18 protein-coding genes are annotated in these 17,037 nt (G+C 49.1%); 4 read left to right on the top strand and 14 right to left on the bottom strand.

What is annotated here, in order from left to right; all coding sequences use genetic code 11:
- Nucleotides 1-2: 2 nt before the first annotated feature.
- The 14 genes from WA429_RS03550 to mntR all read right to left on the bottom strand — a co-directional run bounded on the left by WA429_RS03550 (nucleotide 3) and on the right by mntR (nucleotide 12,754).
- Nucleotides 3-1,028, bottom strand: a complete 1,026-nt coding sequence (locus WA429_RS03550; RefSeq protein WP_287464255.1) for a Gfo/Idh/MocA family oxidoreductase — start codon at nucleotides 1,026-1,028, stop codon at nucleotides 3-5.
- Nucleotides 1,009-1,422 carry an acyltransferase gene (locus WA429_RS03545; RefSeq protein ID WP_287464256.1) on the bottom strand — a complete coding sequence of 138 codons (414 nt, stop codon included), beginning with the start codon at nucleotides 1,420-1,422 and terminating at the stop codon, nucleotides 1,009-1,011. Before WA429_RS03545 ends, WA429_RS03550 begins: the two co-directional genes overlap by 20 nt.
- Nucleotides 1,423-1,593: 171 nt before the next feature.
- On the bottom strand, nucleotides 1,594-2,718 hold the full coding sequence (locus WA429_RS03540) for a DegT/DnrJ/EryC1/StrS family aminotransferase (RefSeq protein WP_287464257.1): 1,125 nt from the start codon (nucleotides 2,716-2,718) through the stop codon (nucleotides 1,594-1,596).
- Nucleotides 2,719-2,739: 21 nt separating this feature from the next.
- Nucleotides 2,740-3,732: a radical SAM/SPASM domain-containing protein gene (locus tag WA429_RS03535; RefSeq protein WP_336107180.1), complete on the bottom strand. Its 993-nt coding sequence runs from the start codon at nucleotides 3,730-3,732 to the stop codon at nucleotides 2,740-2,742.
- A gap of 138 nt (nucleotides 3,733-3,870) precedes the next feature.
- Entirely contained in the window at nucleotides 3,871-4,152 is a 282-nt protein-coding gene (locus tag WA429_RS03530; protein ID WP_287464259.1) for a hypothetical protein, read from the bottom strand.
- A complete protein-coding gene (locus tag WA429_RS03525) occupies nucleotides 4,149-4,748 on the bottom strand; it encodes an acyltransferase (RefSeq protein ID WP_287464260.1) in 600 nt (199 codons plus the stop codon). Before WA429_RS03525 ends, WA429_RS03530 begins: the two co-directional genes overlap by 4 nt.
- 3 nt (nucleotides 4,749-4,751) lie before the next feature.
- Complete coding sequence (hisH, locus tag WA429_RS03520; protein WP_287464261.1) at nucleotides 4,752-5,405, bottom strand: imidazole glycerol phosphate synthase subunit HisH; 654 nt, start codon at nucleotides 5,403-5,405, stop codon at nucleotides 4,752-4,754.
- 3 nt (nucleotides 5,406-5,408) lie between these two features.
- Nucleotides 5,409-7,337 (bottom strand): asparagine synthase (glutamine-hydrolyzing), encoded by a 1,929-nt coding sequence (gene asnB / locus WA429_RS03515; RefSeq protein WP_287464262.1) that lies wholly within the window; start codon nucleotides 7,335-7,337, stop codon nucleotides 5,409-5,411.
- A 4-nt stretch (nucleotides 7,338-7,341) separates the two neighbouring features.
- Entirely contained in the window at nucleotides 7,342-8,343 is a 1,002-nt protein-coding gene (locus tag WA429_RS03510) for a class I SAM-dependent methyltransferase (RefSeq protein WP_287464263.1), read from the bottom strand.
- A 1-nt stretch (nucleotide 8,344) separates the two neighbouring features.
- Nucleotides 8,345-9,508 (bottom strand): DegT/DnrJ/EryC1/StrS family aminotransferase, encoded by a 1,164-nt coding sequence (locus WA429_RS03505; RefSeq protein ID WP_287464264.1) that lies wholly within the window; start codon nucleotides 9,506-9,508, stop codon nucleotides 8,345-8,347.
- Between the two features lie 20 nt (nucleotides 9,509-9,528).
- Nucleotides 9,529-10,524 carry an NAD-dependent epimerase/dehydratase family protein gene (locus WA429_RS03500; protein WP_287464265.1) on the bottom strand — a complete coding sequence of 332 codons (996 nt, stop codon included), beginning with the start codon at nucleotides 10,522-10,524 and terminating at the stop codon, nucleotides 9,529-9,531.
- Between the two features lie 54 nt (nucleotides 10,525-10,578).
- Nucleotides 10,579-11,163, bottom strand: coding sequence for an acyltransferase (locus tag WA429_RS03495; protein ID WP_287464266.1), 585 nt, complete (start codon nucleotides 11,161-11,163; stop codon nucleotides 10,579-10,581).
- A 4-nt stretch (nucleotides 11,164-11,167) separates the two neighbouring features.
- Nucleotides 11,168-12,112, bottom strand: coding sequence for a Gfo/Idh/MocA family protein (locus WA429_RS03490; protein WP_287464267.1), 945 nt, complete (start codon nucleotides 12,110-12,112; stop codon nucleotides 11,168-11,170).
- 213 nt (nucleotides 12,113-12,325) lie between these two features.
- Nucleotides 12,326-12,754, bottom strand: coding sequence for a manganese-binding transcriptional regulator MntR (gene mntR / locus WA429_RS03485; RefSeq protein WP_287464268.1), 429 nt, complete (start codon nucleotides 12,752-12,754; stop codon nucleotides 12,326-12,328).
- 140 nt (nucleotides 12,755-12,894) lie between these two features.
- On the opposite strand from mntR, the gene WA429_RS03480 reads away from it, so the two are divergent.
- Genes WA429_RS03480 through WA429_RS03465 form a run of 4 tightly spaced genes read left to right on the top strand, consistent with a single transcriptional unit; the run spans nucleotide 12,895 to nucleotide 16,929 of the window.
- Nucleotides 12,895-13,869 carry a metal ABC transporter solute-binding protein, Zn/Mn family gene (locus WA429_RS03480; RefSeq protein WP_287464269.1) on the top strand — a complete coding sequence of 325 codons (975 nt, stop codon included), beginning with the start codon at nucleotides 12,895-12,897 and terminating at the stop codon, nucleotides 13,867-13,869.
- 59 nt (nucleotides 13,870-13,928) lie between these two features.
- Nucleotides 13,929-14,729 carry a metal ABC transporter ATP-binding protein gene (locus tag WA429_RS03475; RefSeq protein WP_287464270.1) on the top strand — a complete coding sequence of 267 codons (801 nt, stop codon included), beginning with the start codon at nucleotides 13,929-13,931 and terminating at the stop codon, nucleotides 14,727-14,729.
- 32 nt (nucleotides 14,730-14,761) lie between these two features.
- Nucleotides 14,762-15,982 (top strand): metal ABC transporter permease, encoded by a 1,221-nt coding sequence (locus tag WA429_RS03470; RefSeq protein ID WP_287464271.1) that lies wholly within the window; start codon nucleotides 14,762-14,764, stop codon nucleotides 15,980-15,982.
- Complete coding sequence (locus tag WA429_RS03465; RefSeq protein ID WP_287464272.1) at nucleotides 15,979-16,929, top strand: metal ABC transporter permease; 951 nt, start codon at nucleotides 15,979-15,981, stop codon at nucleotides 16,927-16,929. Before WA429_RS03470 ends, WA429_RS03465 begins: the two co-directional genes overlap by 4 nt.
- Nucleotides 16,930-17,037: the final 108 nt, after the last annotated feature.

Raw genomic sequence — 17,037 nt, 5'->3', positions numbered from 1 at the left:
TTTTACCTACCGCACGTAATAATATTTTGCATTTTCCAAACAACTTTAAGCGCATCCAAAGCTTGGTGCCCCGATACAAAAGGCTCCAAATCATGATTAATGATGTCGACAAAATGACTGAGCTCTAACTGCAAAGGTTCCTGCCGACGGATTTGCACACTCTCCATCGAAATCCCTGACGCATACTGTCCGAATGGACTACCGTCTCCTCTGTCAATTGTGGATGTTTTCAGATAAACGTCGGCACTCTGATTCTGATAATCCACTTCAACTGCACCTCGATCAGTCGTGACGGTCAGTTTGCGAACAGGATTTTGGGACATTCTACTTGCAATGACTGTTGCTGATACTCCGGATTCAAACTCTAACAATCCGGTCACGTAATCCCCGCCCGAAGTTACATCTGTTTTAACTTCGGAGGCGTAAACCTTGCTAACCGGACTGCTTGCCAACGCTAGTACAATATCTAAATCGTGGACCATGAGGTCCATAACGACGTCGACATCCTTAATTCTCGCACTGACTGAACTAAGCCGCCGGGCTTCGATAGCTTGGATTTTGGCTCCCTGCTGTAGCATTGAGAACACTTGTTGAACAGCGGGATTGAAACGCTCAATATGACCAACCAGCAGTTTAACACCCGCCTTCTCTGCGGATCGGATCAATTCCTCACACTCGGTTTGTGAAGCAGCCAGCGGCTTCTCAATCAAACAATGCACACCATTGCTAAGAAAGAATTGCCCGTACACATGATGAGTAACGGAGGGGGTACAGATGCTAACGGCGTCAACCACTCCGACGATATCCGTCAACTCATCAAAGGAGACGCAGTTATAGTGTTGTGCGAGGGTCGATGCTTTGTGCTTATCGACATCATACAAACCAACTAGTTTTACGCCTTTTAATCCCTCATAGACACGTAAATGGTTCTGGCCCATGACGCCCGTACCAATGACAGCAACGTTTAAGATGCCTTCTGATAGTTGCTTTTTTTGCATAGGCGGCATGTCATCCAACTTGTTTGTCATTCAATTTTCGTGGTTCAGGAATGGTTTCCAGATCTTGCACGTATAGCCGTTGGCCACTTATTGTCACGTAGTCAACAATGCGTGCCGGACAGCCCATAACCAAGGCATGCGGAGGTACATTTGCAGTGACAACAGCTCCGGCAGCAATCATACAATGCCGCCCAAGCTTGATGCCACACACAATAGTGGCATTCGCACCGATACTCGCACCATCTTCGACGATAGTTTCCGACACTTTCCAATTTTGATTGTGGGCACGCGGTGTTAGGTCATTTGTAAATGAAACATTGGGACCAACAAAAACGTCAGATCCGATAGTTACACCGTTGTAAACTGATACACCATTTTGAATCTTCGTGCGATCACCTACTTCAGTATTGAAATCAATGTACACACCCTGTCCAATGTTAACTGCGGATCCAATTGTCGCTCCCTCCCGAACCTTGGTCCAGTTCCAGATCGACGAACCACTACCAATCGAGCTCTTTGGACTAACCTCTGCTGTCGGATGTATGTATGTGGGTACAGTCATGAACCACCAAAATAATTTTTAAAATGCTCAGCGCTACCTGGACGACAAGGTGTTCTTCAGTCCTGTCATGATCTGAGTTTGTGTTTCTTCAGTTAGATATGGATGCATCGGCAAGCTAAATACGCGTTCTTGAAGATATTCTGTGTTCCGCAACCCTGTTGGAGAACGAATTGCAGAAAGGTAGGGTGTTTGTAGGTGGTTAGGCTTCGGGTAGTAAACAGCTGTGGGAATACCAAGCTTCGACAAACCGTCCCGAATAGAATCTCTTTCCTCGCAAAACACCGTATATTGTGCCCACACCGACGAAGCGCCAGACATCACCACTTGTCGACCTAATTCTTCGGGTATTTGTTGCGAGTAAAAGTGCGCTACTTTGTCGCGATTAATGATTTCAGACGGAAAAATTTTAAGTTTTTCCAACAAAATTGCAGCTTGGATAGTGTCCAAACGACTGTTGAGACCCACTTTCACGTTATCGTATCGATCGATACCCTGCCCGTGGTTCCTCAGCGACCTAACTTCAGATGCAAGTTCTTCATCGTCGGTGAAAATTGCCCCACCATCCCCATAACACCCCAATGGCTTTGCGGGGAAAAAACTCGTGGTTGCAATATGCCCCAGCTGCCCAACATTCTTTCCCCTGTAGCTTGCACCAAAACTCTGCGCCGCATCAGCCACTACTTTTAAACTGTAGCGATCAGCCACCTGAAGGATTTCATCATAGTCGGCTGGTTGTCCAAATAAATCCACAGGGATGATCGCCTTTGGATGCAACTCACCATCTTGGACTATTTTGCCCACAGCCGCTGCCAAACTATCCGGACACATGTTGAAAGTCTTTTGATCCACATCCACAAATACCGGCTGTGCACCAACCAACCTCACTGCCTCTACGGTTGCCACAAACGTAAAAGACGGAGCAAATACAGCGTCACCCGGCCCTACACCGAGTGCCATCAAAGCCAACTGCAAAGCATCTGTGCCATTTGCACAGGAAAAGACATATTTCGAACCGCTAAAAGATGCCAAATTTTCTTCAAGTTTAGTCACCTCAGGGCCCATGACAAATTGTCCATGATCCAAGACTTTTGTAATCGCGACATCTATTTCTGACGAAATTTTCTGTCTTTGGCTTTGAAGATCAATAAATGGAATCACGAAACACACTCTTAAACTTGGCTATCTTTGTATTGCTTGCTGAGCAATACGATCAATATTCTCGGCCTGCTCAGGACTGGTTGTATGATGCACAACCGAAAAATTCACAGGTTTTTCCTTTTGCATGGTAGGCAGGCCATACCCAGAACAAAGCTGACATATGTCAATACTTCCCTGGTCCTTTAGAATTTTATTTCGGAATTCACGCGCACGCTTTCCATTAAAAACCGCATGAAGCCCTTCCTCGAATACATTACCTAAAATATGTTTCCCATTTGGGTCTCTACAACATGGAACGGCATCCCCATTCCAGTTTATCTGGAGAGAATTCCAAATCCATCCACATTCATTATCGGGCAAAACTTTTGGTTTTAGTGTTCCCTTTTCAAATTCGACTTCATCATAGAACCAGTACTTACGATTTTTCGGCAGATAAGCATATGCTTCCAGCATATTGCGAACACATGGATCCACTATGTTCGCAATATCAACACCTATATTTTTTGCCCAATCAAGGAACTCATCGACTTCATGTTCGTTATGACGCATAACGATAAAGCCGACCTCAATCTGAACATTCGATTCTGGATGTTTTTTACGCTCTTCGATGAGTTCCAAGAGCTTTTGCTGTGCAGCTGCCAAACTCGTGCCCACGCGATAGCGCTGGTGAGTTTCCTCTGTCATACCACCTAATTGAAAACTGATTTTGTTGATATCAGAATAAATGACGCCTTTTGCATCTACGAAATCGCCATTTGTGCAAGTCTCGACGTAAATATCCCGATCTCTTGCATATCGGATCATATCGTATGCATGCTTATGCAAAAAAGTCTCGCCCATAAAATAAAGGAGCAAAGAATTAGTGGTAGGTGCCACTTGATCAATAAAACGTTCATAAACATCTTTATCAAGCATACCTTTCCGGCGGGACATTTCATTTTTTCCCGTTTCGCAAACTGGACACTTGGCATTACAAGCGTTGGTAGGCTCAATCGACAAGTACACGGGTGACATGAGTGGCCAAGTTAAGCCCATTTGGGCCATACCTGTGTTCCATACATACGACTTCCACCCTTTTGGGTTTGCACGCGCGATTCTGTAAACTGTACGCGCCTTACTCAGAACACCCAACGGCTACCCTCCAAATTTCAATTATCTTGGCCACTTACTGTGGCTAGCCAAAACTTTACTTAGCACATCGGCCAACATATCTTTGAGCTCACTCTCAGAGCTTATGCCATGCAATGATTTCTGATGAAGTAAAACCATTTCACCATCACGTCGAGCAATTTTCACTTCGAGCTCACCACGCAAATTTCCATTTTCATCTGTAGTAGTTTCATCTGAAATACTCACTACAGGCGCAGCACGACCACCAAAGCTCTCTTGATTTATAAGCCCAAGTATTTCGGTTAGTACGTTTTCAATCTTCACAACCGGCTACCACCCTGGTTTGCGACCGCAACTCTCTTACCGTTTTCAAATATCAAAACGGGCTCGCCGTCAGCCATTTCTACATGCCCAATTTTTTTTGCGGGACTGCCACCAACAATTGTATTATCCGGAACGTCTCTATTTACAAAACTATTCGCTGAAATCACGCAGCGGTCACCAATAGTTACCCCAGCAGAAATAATTGATTGGCTCGCGATGTAGCAGCAATTTCCAATTTTGACAGCACCTCTACGTGGCTGACTTTTCCCGCCGGACAATGCCCATCCCAATGTATCATGAGTGTAGATATATACTCCTGAAGAAATCGAGCATGTACTACCGATCTCTATCCCTCCACCAGAACCATCCAGGATTACATATGGGCCAATCCAGGTCCCGGAGCCAACGGCAACGTCGCTAAAAACAACAGCACTATTATAGATGCTTACTCCCTCATCGAACCCCAGCCGCCTCGCTCGCTCCCAGCGATCATCCAAAGCGTCTTGGAGCGGCAAGCTTCTTTTGAATTCCTCAAGGAGCTCATTATCTCGCACCAAGTAGGCACGCATCAGATCATCTGAAAATCTCTTTTCCACAGATCAGCACCCTATTGTCACTGAGTTATGCTTATCGACAAACCGCACAAAGTTCTCGAACAGCGCCAACCCAAACCGGTGGCTTTTCTCCGGGTGGAATTGAACACCAAAAATGTTTCCTTTTCTTATTCCCGCGGCAAATCTCACACCATGCACCACTGACCCGCAATAGTAATCGTCACGTTCAGCAATAAAACAGTAAGAATGATCGAAATAAAACCTCGGCTCCGAACCCATATTGTCGTACAGCACATTGTTCTCGAACTGTTCGATAATATTCCACCCCATATGGGGCACCCTAACCGGCACGCCCTCCACACCCACTTTGGGAATTCGCTTGAGCTCCCCTGGTATCCAGCCGAAGCCGGGCTCATTGCCTTCTTCACTACCGCTCGCCAACAACTGCATCCCTAAACAAATACCCAAAATAGGAGTATTTTTTACTAAGGCATGCTCGTTCAATACATCAACAATTCCCGCTGATTTAAATCTGCGTATAGCTGCGTCATAGCTACCAACTCCCGGCAGTAAAATCGCGTCAGCAGATTCCATAACCTTTGGGTCATCACTGATAGTTGCAACGACCTTCGCCCGCTTTAACATGTTCGCGACAGAACGAACATTGCCTACGCCAGTGTTGACGATAACGTATTTCATTGTTCACGCATAATTTTGGGAATGAGGAACAGATATTTTGGATGTTTCGTTTTTCATAAAAATATCAATCCACTCTTCAAAATACAGGAGCGACCAAATTAGCAGTCGCCTATTTGCGCGGCCACGAAGGTGATCTTCGACCAATCCCTGCACCGTTCGTCGATCCAAATACTCGTAAATTCCAGCATGCGGGTTCAATAGTTTTTTCCGCACGTATTCAATGCTTTCGCCTTTATACCAGCTAGCATCTGGTGCTGAGAACCCTTGCTTTATATTCTGGGTTATATCGCTCGGGATATAGCGTTCCATCGCCTCTCTGAGCAACAATTTCCCATCCCGGGTTTTCTGAAAATACATTGATGTTTTTCGTCCAGGCTCATTTTCGTTTAACGAAACCACATCCCTTAGGTTCCCTAACTTCATCTCAACCGGTAAAGCCATTGCGAAATCGACCAAATCGTTATCTAGAAAAGGGACCCTCGTCTCCAAACTGTGCGCCATCGACAACTTATCCTCGACCACCAATAGCCCGTTCAAGAATGTCTTGGCTTCGAAATAGAGTGAGTGGTTTACGTAATCTTGGGGAGTTATCAAAGTCTCTGCGTGAGATTTAAAAACCCCTTCAAAAATTTCCCTGGGATCATCAACACCTTTCTCTCTGTCCATTGGAGCGAAAAATTCTGAAGCGACTTCATCTGGAATTAATCGCTTCCAATAGTTGAAGTATTTCCCCACATAATGTTGAAAATCGTCATTCACGACGGCTCGGTAATAACGCCACGGGTATCCACCGAATAATTCGTCGCCACCGGTCCCAGACAAGACCACTTTCCCAAATTTACCGGCTAGTTTTGCTGCATGAAAATTCGGATAGCTTTGGCCGACACGAGGCTCCTCTAGATGCCAGACAAGATCCTTCATACAACGCTCCATGTCGCCAGCCTTCAGAACCATTTCATAATGTTCTGTACCCAGCTTATACGACATAAACTCCGCCATCTCGCGCTCGTCTAAGGCAACTTCTATCCCCGAGGCAGAGTACTTGTCAAAGCCAATTGTAAAGGTACGCAGATTACCTATCTCTCTAGAGGCGATGGCTGTTATTGAGCCGGAATCCATTCCTCCTGACAAATAACTCCCGATATCAACATCACTGACAAGCTGTCTTGAAACAGCTTGGACGAACAAACGGTCAAGTTCTTCGAGATAGTCAGCACGAGAGGCTACTGATTGGGGTTGCTCAAAATGGTAGTCCCAATACTGAACTGGCGTTCCAATTTTCTCGGCGCTCGCTTTCGCATCCACCCAAACAAAATGCCCAGGAGGCAACAAGCTCACATCTTTAAATAAAGTCTTATCCGAAAATAGATTTTGAAAAGTAAAGTATTCTTTTAGTCCACTTTCATCCAGACACACTTCAAATGATGGGTGTGGAAAAAATGATTTGATTTCTGAGCCAAATAGAAATGCATCATCCACAAGTCCTAGGTACAGCGGCTTGACCCCATAGCGGTCTCTGGCAAGAAAAAGGCGCTGGTATTCATTGTCCCAGACTGCGAATGCAAACATCCCATTTATCTTTTTAACAACTTCTTGCCCCCAAAACTCAAAACCACGCAATAAAACTTCGGTATCTGAATGGGATACAAAAGATAACCCTTTGGACTGAAGTTCGGCACGCAGTTCTTGAAAATTATATATCTCTCCATTGTATACAACGGTATATCGATTACATGGAGACACCATCGGTTGATGACCCGCTGACGAGAGGTCAATGATGGACAACCTGCGATGGGCAAGCGCTATAGACCCTGAAACATAGACTCCTGAATCATCTGGACCACGATGGGCAATGTTTTGTGCCATTGCTTGGACAAGTCGCGCGGAGGCCGGACTACCATTTAGGTTCAAATATCCCGTAAGACCACACATGTTCTCATACTTTTCGCGCTATAATAGATATCCCAGCCATCTCAACATGCTCGCGCTCAATCACAAGCCCGGCTTCTTCGCACCACCCTCGCACTTCTTCAATCGAGTGCCTATGTGCGTTTTTGGGCGCATACCAATCAAAGTTGATATGTTGCATTTCATCGAAAGTCAGATCTGTGCGATACATAATTTTAAATACATGCCAATAAAACAATCTTTGGAGATTAATTTTACCAGCAGGAATATCCAAAACATCAATATCCTTGGGGACATCTATTTCAATATTCATCTCCCCAAGAGCTATACCAAGTTCAGTCAAAGGCTCAATGGCAGACCAAGCGTCATCGGGTGACATCGTCTGTAATTTTTCACGAATATAGTCATCAGTGAATTCGCGGATCGGACCCTTTTTTCGGTATACATAAAAAACCATACGCCCACCTGACTTCAGGTGAGGCAACAAAGACATAAAAGCTCGTTTTGTATCATCGGTATGATGCAAGACACCTTCGGAAAAGATTACATCGACCGAGTTTTTGGGGAGCGGAATGTTTTGTAGATCAGATTGCACAAATAGAGCCTGACTACCGATTTCTTCAAAGCGCTGCTTTGCCACGTCTACAGCTTCGGAAATATCTACACCAACATAGCGCATACGCTTCAAAGCCGGCTCAAACAACGCTAACGCAGAAAGAGCGGCACCACAGCCTGCATCCAATACAACTACTTGATCACCATAATCCTTAAAGTATTTTGTATTGGGGACATCTCCATACTTTTCAATCAGCCATTCCCGCATACGAGCAGGCAATCCACCTTCAAAAGTTTCCCGCTTTTTCCACTTGTAACCAAACACAGACTCAGTTTGTTTTTGAGAAACAGATGCCACGGAGGGATTACGAAGCAATCCTCGCGCCATTACCATATCAACGCCGTTGATCTGCTTACGCTCACCTTCTTGGATAGAGGCGGCCAAATGCAGCAATCTCGAATACCAATCATCCATCTTAAGAATTTCCGATACTCTTAATTGCACTAATAACCCGTTTATAGTCGTCTGATGACATCTTATTATGCAATGGGATCGCCATAGTATTTCGATCGCAATCTCTAGCACCTGGAAAATCGTCTGGATGAAGAGCGAAGCGGTCTCGGTAATAATTTAGCATGTGCACAGCATGTGTTCCTGGGCGCGTCGCAATCCCAAGCCCCTGCAAACGCTCCATAATATCATTTCTACTAAATGGTGCTTTTTCTGGATCCACATACAAAACGAATGCTTGCCATGCATGCCTGCCGCCATCTGGTTCGTTTGGCACTGAAAGCCACTCAATCTCCGACAATTCCTCTCGGTAATATTTTGCCCAAACTGAACGCTCTTTAATAAAACCATCTAATTTTGACAGCTGAACAATCCCGATCGCACCTTGGATATCGGTCATTCTGTAATTGAAACCAAGGATATTGAATTCAGGAAGCAAATAAGGACGCGGCCCTGCGTGCCGTTGCTCTTCACTTACAGAAGCACCATGATTTCGAAGCATTTCTGCAAGACTGGCAATTTCCGTATTGACAGAGGTGAACATACCGCCCTCACCGGTCGTGATCGACTTTCGAGGATGAAAGCTAAAAGCAGCTGCATCACCCAAGGTGCCAGCACTTCTCCCATTGTAGATTGCGCCAGCGGCACATGCTGCATCTTCGATCACCTTTACGTGACTTGGCAATCCCCGTCTGAGTTTATCGATATCAGCGCACAAACCAAACAAGTGCACTGGGATGACAGCCTTCGTTTTCTCGGTTACTTTTGCAATAGCATCTGCAACATCAATATTAAATGTGTCACGATTTACATCTGCAAAAACGGGTGTAGCCCCGCAGTATAAAACAACGTTCGCTGTTGCAACCCAGGTGAATGCAGGAACAATCACTTCATCTCCCGGCCCCACTCCGATTGCGACAAGAGCTAAATGAAGTGCCGTTGTACAGGATGTGGTAGCAAGTGCGTGCGCGACATTATGCTTCTCAGCAAAGAGGCTTTCAAACTCCGCGACCTTCGGTCCCTGAGTAAGCCAGCCCCCCAAAATCGGGGCTTTCACCGACTCCCATTCCTCCTCGCCCGTGCATGGTAAGGCGATTTGTATATTCGGCTTTGACACTTGTTTGGTCATTTTTCTGATCCCTCAAAGCGTCAGTCGCGACTACGCGAACGGCGTTTTGCAACTTCCGCAATGTGTTTGGCACGCCAATCAATCAACTCCTTCAGTCCTTCCATCAAATCGATAGAGTAGTCAAAGTCGATTTCCTGACTGGCCCGGACTGGACATCCGATGCGATTTCTAACCAGTGTTGCTTGGCTACGCTCTTTGTATTGAATAGGCTTATCACAACCAGTCAGCTCTACGAGCATCTCCGCAAGCTCCTTCAGCGATGTCCTGACACCTGTGCCAACATTGTAATAGCGGCCAACGGCATCGGATTTCATTGCGCACACATTAGCTTTGGCACAATCCCTAACCGCAACAAAGTCAAATGCTTCTGATCCGTCACCCAAAATCGTCGGGCCTTCGCCGTTATCAATAGCGTCCAACATTTTCATTATCACAGCAATATATGCGCCGTGATAGTCCTGTCGGGGGCCATAGACATTCATGTAGCGCAATCCAACCACAGGCAAGCCGTAGCGATAGTGAAAAGCTGTCGCCATTGCTTCGCCAGCAATCTTGGTTGCACCGTAGAAATTTCGGTTGTTGAATGGATGATCTTCGTTCATCGGCTCCATCAAAGCGTCGCCATAAACCGAAGCGGAGGAAGAATACACCAAACGCTTCACATTATTCTGCACAGCAGCTTCCAAGACATTGAAAGTACCTTCAATATTTACGTTGAAGGCAGACCGAGGATATTCATGGCATTGTAGAAGCCAAAGGGCTGCAAAATGAAATACTCCATCAGTCCCTTCAAATGCAGAGTTAAGTATGTCTTGCTGGCAGATATCTCCCCCAACTTCATAAATTTTGACTCTGGGATCTTTGAGTGCTTCTCGAAGGTTTTCTTCCGAACCTCTGGAAAGATTGTCGTACACAACAACCTCTGAAACGTCTTCTTTGATTAGTTCGTCGACCGTGTGAGACCCAATCAGCCCTGCACCACCGACCACGACAAACTTTTTGCCACGAATATCCACTATCTTTTCCTTACATATTTTCCCTTGCTTTGCCCGGAGAGCGAGCAAAGTTTATCAGTGTACTTTGAGAAGTTTCCCGCTAGGTAACAGCTCGTATTGGGTCCCGTCGATCGGGCAAACAAGGTCTGATCCGAGTTTTCCGCCAGCTGCCGACATCCATCCTATTTGCTTTGCGGGAACCCCCGCCATCAGAGCAAATGGTGGCACATCGTCGGTTATGACGGCACCTGCGGCGACAAAACAGTATTCTCCCAGCGTATGTCCGCATACGATGGTTGCATTCGCACCAATAGTCGCCCCCCTTTTAACCAAAGTTTTTCGAAACTCGTCCCTACGGATGATAGTCGCCCGTGGATTGTTCACGTTGGTAAACACGCAGGACGGCCCGCAAAACACCCCTTCTTCGAGTTCAACACCATCAAACAAGCTAACATTGTTTTGAATCTTACAATTGTCCCCGACCACCACGTTTGGACCGACGACAACGTTTTGGCCCAGTACACAATTTTTCCCGATCGAAACATTCGATAAGATATGTGAAAAATGCCAAATTTTGGTACCACGACCAATAATACTTGGCTCATCCACATAAGAACTTTCGTGCACGAACACAGCAACACCGGCGCTATCTTTAGCCATTATCCTATCTCCTTTGAACCAAAGGATGACGCTCGCCTAAATTCGGTGCCAGTTCACAGGAGCGAATACGAGAAACAAGATCGATTGATGGGCGAACATCTTCAACACCAAACCCATCACCTGCTATGATTTTCTCATAACTTTTTGTATGCAAATCCGTGAACCCGCCGGAAAATTCAATCTCTTCACCATCCACGGTAATTGAGCGGTAAGTTGGTTGCTTACCCTGCACATCTTCAGGAAGGTCTGACGCGTCAACAGACATGTACCAACGCACGCGGGCCTTTTCGAATTCCAAATACCCGGCAGCTCGGGAGGGCTCCCTTAGGTGCATAACCGAATTTTGCAATCTACCGAAAACAAACGAAAGCATATCAAAAAAGTGGACGCCAATATTGGTAGCCACCCCCCCTGACTTGTGTTCGTCACCCTTCCATGAAACGTGATACCACCCCCCTCGAGAGGTCACATACGTCAAATCGACCTCATGAATGACATCAGGGTAACTTTCAACCCGCTTCTTAATCGCCAAGATCGCTGGGTGCAATCGCAGCTGGAGAATTGAGTAAACCCTGCGCCCTGTACTTTCCTCAATCTCCTTTAGACCATCAAGATTCCAGGGATTTAAAACAAGTGGTTTCTCACAGATTGCATCTGCATTTGCACGCAATGCAAATCGCACATGGGCATCGTGCAGATAATTAGGCGAACATATACTTACGTAATCAATTTTCTCGCCTCGACGACGCAACTTGTCGACATGCCGATCAAACCTCTCAAATTCGACAAAGAAGCGCGCGTCCGGAAAGTAGCTATCAATAATTCCAACAGAGTCATTTGTGTCGACAGCAGCGACCAAATTCCCATGCAATTCCTTGATAGCTTTCATATGTCGTGGCGCAATATATCCTGCAGCACCAATCAGCGCGAAATTCAAACCTTTGATCATAACAACATTCCCTTAAACTCTTAAAATTCCACTCGCCGAAAAAAAATCAGTCAAGCGCAACATACTTCTGCAAGAAATAAAAACATTTACAAAATTGCATTTCACATAAAAACATCAAAAACACGCAATAAAATCGGCCAATAAATTATTCATTTTCAAGTTTTTCATTTCACTTTTTCTTAAACTGTCATTGAACAATAACAATCCCAAAGATTACTTGACAGATTTAGAGCGGAAGACCGCCAACGTCTCCTCGCTGACATGGTGTTCTATCCCCTCGGCGTCGAATTCTGCGATTTCGGGGTCAACGCCGATGGATACCAGGAAGTTATAGACGATCTGGTGGCGTTCGCGACACTTTTTAGCGAGTGCTTCGCCTTTTTCGGTCAGAAAAATTGCACGATAGGGGCGTGATGTGACGAAGCCGTCGCGCTCGAGGCGCTTGATGGTGTTGTTTACGGTTGCGGCCGTCACGCCGAAGCGTTCGGCAAGGGCGACCGAGCGGGCCTCGCCTTCCTCGGCGATAAGGTCGCCGATCATTTCAACGTAATCCTCGGTCACTTCCCTGGCATGCGCGTCGCGCAGGCGGGCGAAGACTTCGGCCTTGTTGTGACGCGGATTTACCACGGCTTTGTCGCCCATTGATCTCTCCAATTTCTGTCCCGCAACCTTCATAACAACTAAGTTGGCAAAAATCAATTTAGCCTTGACTAACTTTAAAAGTCCGCACATAAATAGTGGGTATTCGCTGGACTGATTTCAATTTGCTTTCGGGACATCTGATGAGCCTTTTCCGATCCTCACGCCCCATTTTGCTGAGCGCCCTTATCCTTGCAGCCGGTCTTTTGGCCGGTGCCGGTCATGCCATGGCAAAGCCGCTGAATGTTGTTGCCACCACTTCCATGATCGCCGATGCCGCGCGCCAGGTTGCTGGCGACCGGGCCGAGGTCAAGGCCTTGATGGGGCCCGGGGTTGACCCGCATTCCTATCGCCAGACCCGAAGCGACATCGCCGCCATGGCGCGTGCCGATCTTGTTTTGTGGCACGGACTGTATCTTGAAGCGCAGCTTGAGGAATTCTTCCTTGATCTGGAAAAGCGCCGCAATGTCGTCGCGGTTGGCGAGGCCATCGCCAAGGACAAGCTTCTGAGCCATGCCGAATACAAGGGCCGTTATGACCCGCATGTCTGGATGGACCCGCAATTGTGGGAAACCGTCGTTCTGGCCGTGCGCGATGCCCTGATCAAAACCGATCCCGAGGGTGAAGCCACATATCGCGCCAATGCGGACCACCATATTGCCGAGATCGCCAAGCTGATCGACTATATGAAAAAGGTCACGGTCACCGTCCCGGAGAAAAGCCGGGTTCTTTTGACCGCCCATGACGCATTCAGCTATTTCGGGCGCGGCTATGACTTTGACGTGCTGGGCATCCAGGGCATTTCAACGGAATCCGAAGCGGGCCTGCGCCGGGTCGAAGACCTGGTCAACACCATCGTTGATCGCAAAATCTCGGCGGTGTTTGTCGAAAGCTCGGTGCCTGAGCGCAATGTGCGCGCCCTGATCGAAGGCGCGGCTGCGCGGGGTCAGAATGTGGTGATTGGCGGCACCCTGTTTTCCGATGCGATGGGCGAACCGGGAACCTATGAAGGGACCTATATCGGCATGATCGACCATAACGTTACCCTGATCACCCGTGCCCTTGGCGGCACCGCCCCACAAGACGGGTTTCAGGGTAAACTTGCGGCCGGGTCCTGATCAGACAATATTTGATGCCAGCCAAGACAATGTACGCACAAGCGAACAAGGAAGCCCCCATGAGCAATGCCAAACTGGTTGCAGAGTCCGGCAAAATCGTTGATGTCGCGGCCAAGGACGCGCCACTGACCGTGCGCGGTCTGACCGTTTCCTATGGCAACAAGCCGGCGGTGTTTTCGGTTGATGCCTCGATCCCGGCCGGGTCCATGACCGCGATCATCGGTCCGAACGGGGCGGGAAAATCGACCTTTTTGAAAGGTGCGCTTGGTGTTGTGCCGCGCCTGTCGGGCGAGGTCCGCATTTTCGGCAAACTGTTTGCCGAGGCCCGCGACCGGGTTGCCTATGTGCCCCAGCGCGCTAGCGTTGACTGGGACTTTCCGGCCCGCGTCATTGATGTGGTCCTGATGGGGCTTTACGGATCGGTCGGGCTGTTCCGGCTCTGGCGATCGCGCCACCGCGAACAGGCGATGGACTGCCTTGAGCGGGTCGGCATGGCCGATTTCGCCCACCGTCAGATCGGCCAGCTTTCCGGCGGACAGCAACAGCGTGTCTTCCTGGCCCGCGCACTGGCCCAGAATGCGGAATTCTATTTGCTCGATGAGCCGTTTGCCGGGGTGGATGCCGCCACCGAACGCGCCATTGTATCGGTTCTGAAGGAACTGAAGGCCGAAGGCCGCACGGTTGTTTGCGTGCATCATGATCTGTCGACCGTGCCGGAATATTTCGACCGTGTGCTTCTGATCAATGTCCGGCGCATTGCCGAAGGCCCGGTTGAAACCACCTTTACCGCCGAGAACCTTCAGGAAACCTATGGCGGGCGTCTGGCCGCAACCCATATCGACGAATTGCATCTGGCATAGACGGGCAGCGACGGGCAAAGGCAGATATCGTCATGAGTTTTATCGAGTATTTCATAAGCGCCCTGTTTCTTCAGGCCGGATATAACAGCGCCCTGGTCGCGGTTGGCGCAGGGTTGCTTGGCCTGTCTGCGGGCAGTGCCGGGGCGTTTATTTTCCTGCGCAAACGCGCCCTTGTGTCTGATGCCATCAGCCATGCGACCCTTCCGGGTGTGGGTCTTGCCTTTATGATCATGGTCGCGTTTGGCAGCGACGGACGATGGCTTCCGGGTTTGATCATCGGGTCAGCCGTGTCATCGGCGATCGGGCTTTTGATGGTCGAATGGATCACGCGCAAAACCCGCCTGACCGAGGATGCGGCAATCGGTGCGGTACTGTCGGTGTTTTTCGGGTTTGGCATTGTCCTGTTGACCGTGATCCAGACCATGTCATCGGGCCGTCAGGCCGGACTTGAAAACTTCCTTTTGGGATCAACGGCCGGGATGCTGATTTCCGAGGCCATGACCATCGCCATTGCCGGCGCACTGGCCGCCGCATTCGTGTTTCTGTTGCGCCGCCCGATGACGCTTGTGGCCTTTGATCCGGAATATGCCGCGACCACGGGCGTCAATGTGCGCAATATCGATCTGGCGATGATGGGGCTGGCGCTGATTGTGACGGTGATCGGGCTCAAGATTGTCGGGCTGATCCTGATTGTTGCCCTGTTGATCATTCCACCGGTAACCGCACGGTTCTGGACCAATCAGGTTGGACCAATGATCGGCATTGCCGCCGCGGTTGGCGGGCTTTCGGGATATATCGGCGCTGTTCTTTCCGCAGCCGAGGCATCACTTCCGACCGGGCCGATCATTGTTTTGATTGCCTTTGGCTTTTTCCTGGTTTCTGCCCTGTTTTCGCCGTTGCGTGGCGGGTTGGCATCGGCACTTCGTCATCAACGTTTCCAGCGCCGGGTCCACCGTCGCCAGGGGTTGCTGTCACTTGCACGGCGTGAACCGATCTATGACGGATTGACCCTGCGTATCCTGCGGCGGTCGGGCATGATCCGGCGTGACGGGGTTGCCACTGCGCGCGGCCGGGTCGCGGCACAAAAAGCCGCCCGTGACGAGGCACGCTGGGCGGTTGCGCGGCGCATGCTGCCCGATGATTCCGCCATTGAACGCTATGACGGGTTGACCCCGATCGAACGCATGATGACCCCCGACCAGATTGACGAGATCGATCGCATCATCGCAGCCCAAAACGGAGCAAAGGCATGATCGACGATCTTATCACAGCCCTTGGCCCCGAGTTTGTCCAGCTGAGCCTGAGTCCGATTGTAATCGGCATTCTGGCAGCAGTTGCCTGTGCGCTTCCGGGGAATTTCCTGTTGCTGCGTCGCCAGGCACTGATTGGCGATGCGATCAGCCATGTGGTTCTGCCCGGTATTGTCGGGGCGTTTCTGGTGACCGGAACCATCACCGCGGTTCCGATGATGCTTGGTGCCGGTGTGGCGGCAATCATCGCGGTTGTGATGATCGAAATCGTCAAACGCCTTGGCCGGGTTGAACCGGGGGCGGCGATGGGGCTGGTTTTCACCACATTGTTCGCAGCAGGCGTTCTGTTTCTTGAAGTCACCGATACCAGTTCGGTTCATATCGATGTGCAACATGCGCTTCTGGGCAATCTGGAAAGCCTGATCTGGTTTGATGCCGAGGGATGGGGATCGCTGTTTGATCCAGCAGCCCTTGCGACATTGCCACCGCAATTGCCCCGTCTGGCGATTGTTCTGGTCGGCATCGGGTTGTTTATCCTGTTGTTCTGGAAGGAGCTCAAGATATCGACCTTTGACGCCGCCTTTGCCGAGGCAATCGGCATTCGCACCAGACTGCTCAGCTTTGCGCTTGTAGTGGCAACCGCAATTGCCGCTGTTGCGGCGTTTGATGCGGTCGGTTCGATCATTGTCATTGCGATGTTTGTCTGCCCGCCGGCCAGTGCGCGCCTGATGACCAATCAGCTCGGCCGACAGGTTGGCTGGTCGGTGGTGTTTGCGGTTATTTCCGCAGTGCTCGGATATGTCTTTGCCGGATACGGGCCGGGCTGGTTCGGATCGCCCTATGCGGTCAGTGCCGCGGGCATGATTGCCACCATTTCGGGGATCATCCTGATCCTGACCTGCCTGTTCGGGCCGCAACGCAAACGAACCGGTCAGCGCGCCGAAGCCTGAGACACCCGAAATCGGTTACAAAACATCAAATGTGACCGATTGCTATCGTATCAGCCGGTCAAAGCCCCCATAATGAAGGGATGATCAAACATCCCCCACATCCGGCAC

The sequence above is a fragment of the Thalassospira sp. CH_XMU1420-2 genome (assembly GCF_037029325.1).
Classification (GTDB): Bacteria; Pseudomonadota; Alphaproteobacteria; order Rhodospirillales; family Thalassospiraceae; genus Thalassospira; species Thalassospira povalilytica.
The sequence above is the reverse complement of the archived record's forward strand: the minus strand, read 5'-3'. Positions and strand labels throughout refer to the sequence as shown.

Excerpts from the sequence above, each read along its gene's own strand:
- WA429_RS03475 (WP_287464270.1), top strand. The coding sequence starts at position 13,929 with ATGAGCAATGCCAAACTGGTTGCAGAGTCCGGCAAAATCGTTGATGTC.
- WA429_RS03490 (WP_287464267.1), bottom strand. The coding sequence starts at position 12,112 with ATGATCAAAGGTTTGAATTTCGCGCTGATTGGTGCTGCAGGATATATT.
- mntR (WP_287464268.1), bottom strand. The coding sequence starts at position 12,754 with ATGGGCGACAAAGCCGTGGTAAATCCGCGTCACAACAAGGCCGAAGTC.
- WA429_RS03465 (WP_287464272.1), top strand. The coding sequence starts at position 15,979 with ATGATCGACGATCTTATCACAGCCCTTGGCCCCGAGTTTGTCCAGCTG.
- WA429_RS03535 (WP_336107180.1), bottom strand. The coding sequence starts at position 3,732 with ATGTCACCCGTGTACTTGTCGATTGAGCCTACCAACGCTTGTAATGCC.
- asnB (WP_287464262.1), bottom strand. The coding sequence starts at position 7,337 with ATGTGTGGTCTTACGGGATATTTGAACCTAAATGGTAGTCCGGCCTCC.
- WA429_RS03495 (WP_287464266.1), bottom strand. The coding sequence starts at position 11,163 with ATGGCTAAAGATAGCGCCGGTGTTGCTGTGTTCGTGCACGAAAGTTCT.
- WA429_RS03470 (WP_287464271.1), top strand. The coding sequence starts at position 14,762 with ATGAGTTTTATCGAGTATTTCATAAGCGCCCTGTTTCTTCAGGCCGGA.
- WA429_RS03480 (WP_287464269.1), top strand. The coding sequence starts at position 12,895 with ATGAGCCTTTTCCGATCCTCACGCCCCATTTTGCTGAGCGCCCTTATC.
- WA429_RS03505 (WP_287464264.1), bottom strand. The coding sequence starts at position 9,508 with ATGACCAAACAAGTGTCAAAGCCGAATATACAAATCGCCTTACCATGC.
- WA429_RS03510 (WP_287464263.1), bottom strand. The coding sequence starts at position 8,343 with ATGGATGATTGGTATTCGAGATTGCTGCATTTGGCCGCCTCTATCCAA.
- hisH (WP_287464261.1), bottom strand. The coding sequence starts at position 5,405 with ATGAAATACGTTATCGTCAACACTGGCGTAGGCAATGTTCGTTCTGTC.
- WA429_RS03550 (WP_287464255.1), bottom strand. The coding sequence starts at position 1,028 with ATGACAAACAAGTTGGATGACATGCCGCCTATGCAAAAAAAGCAACTA.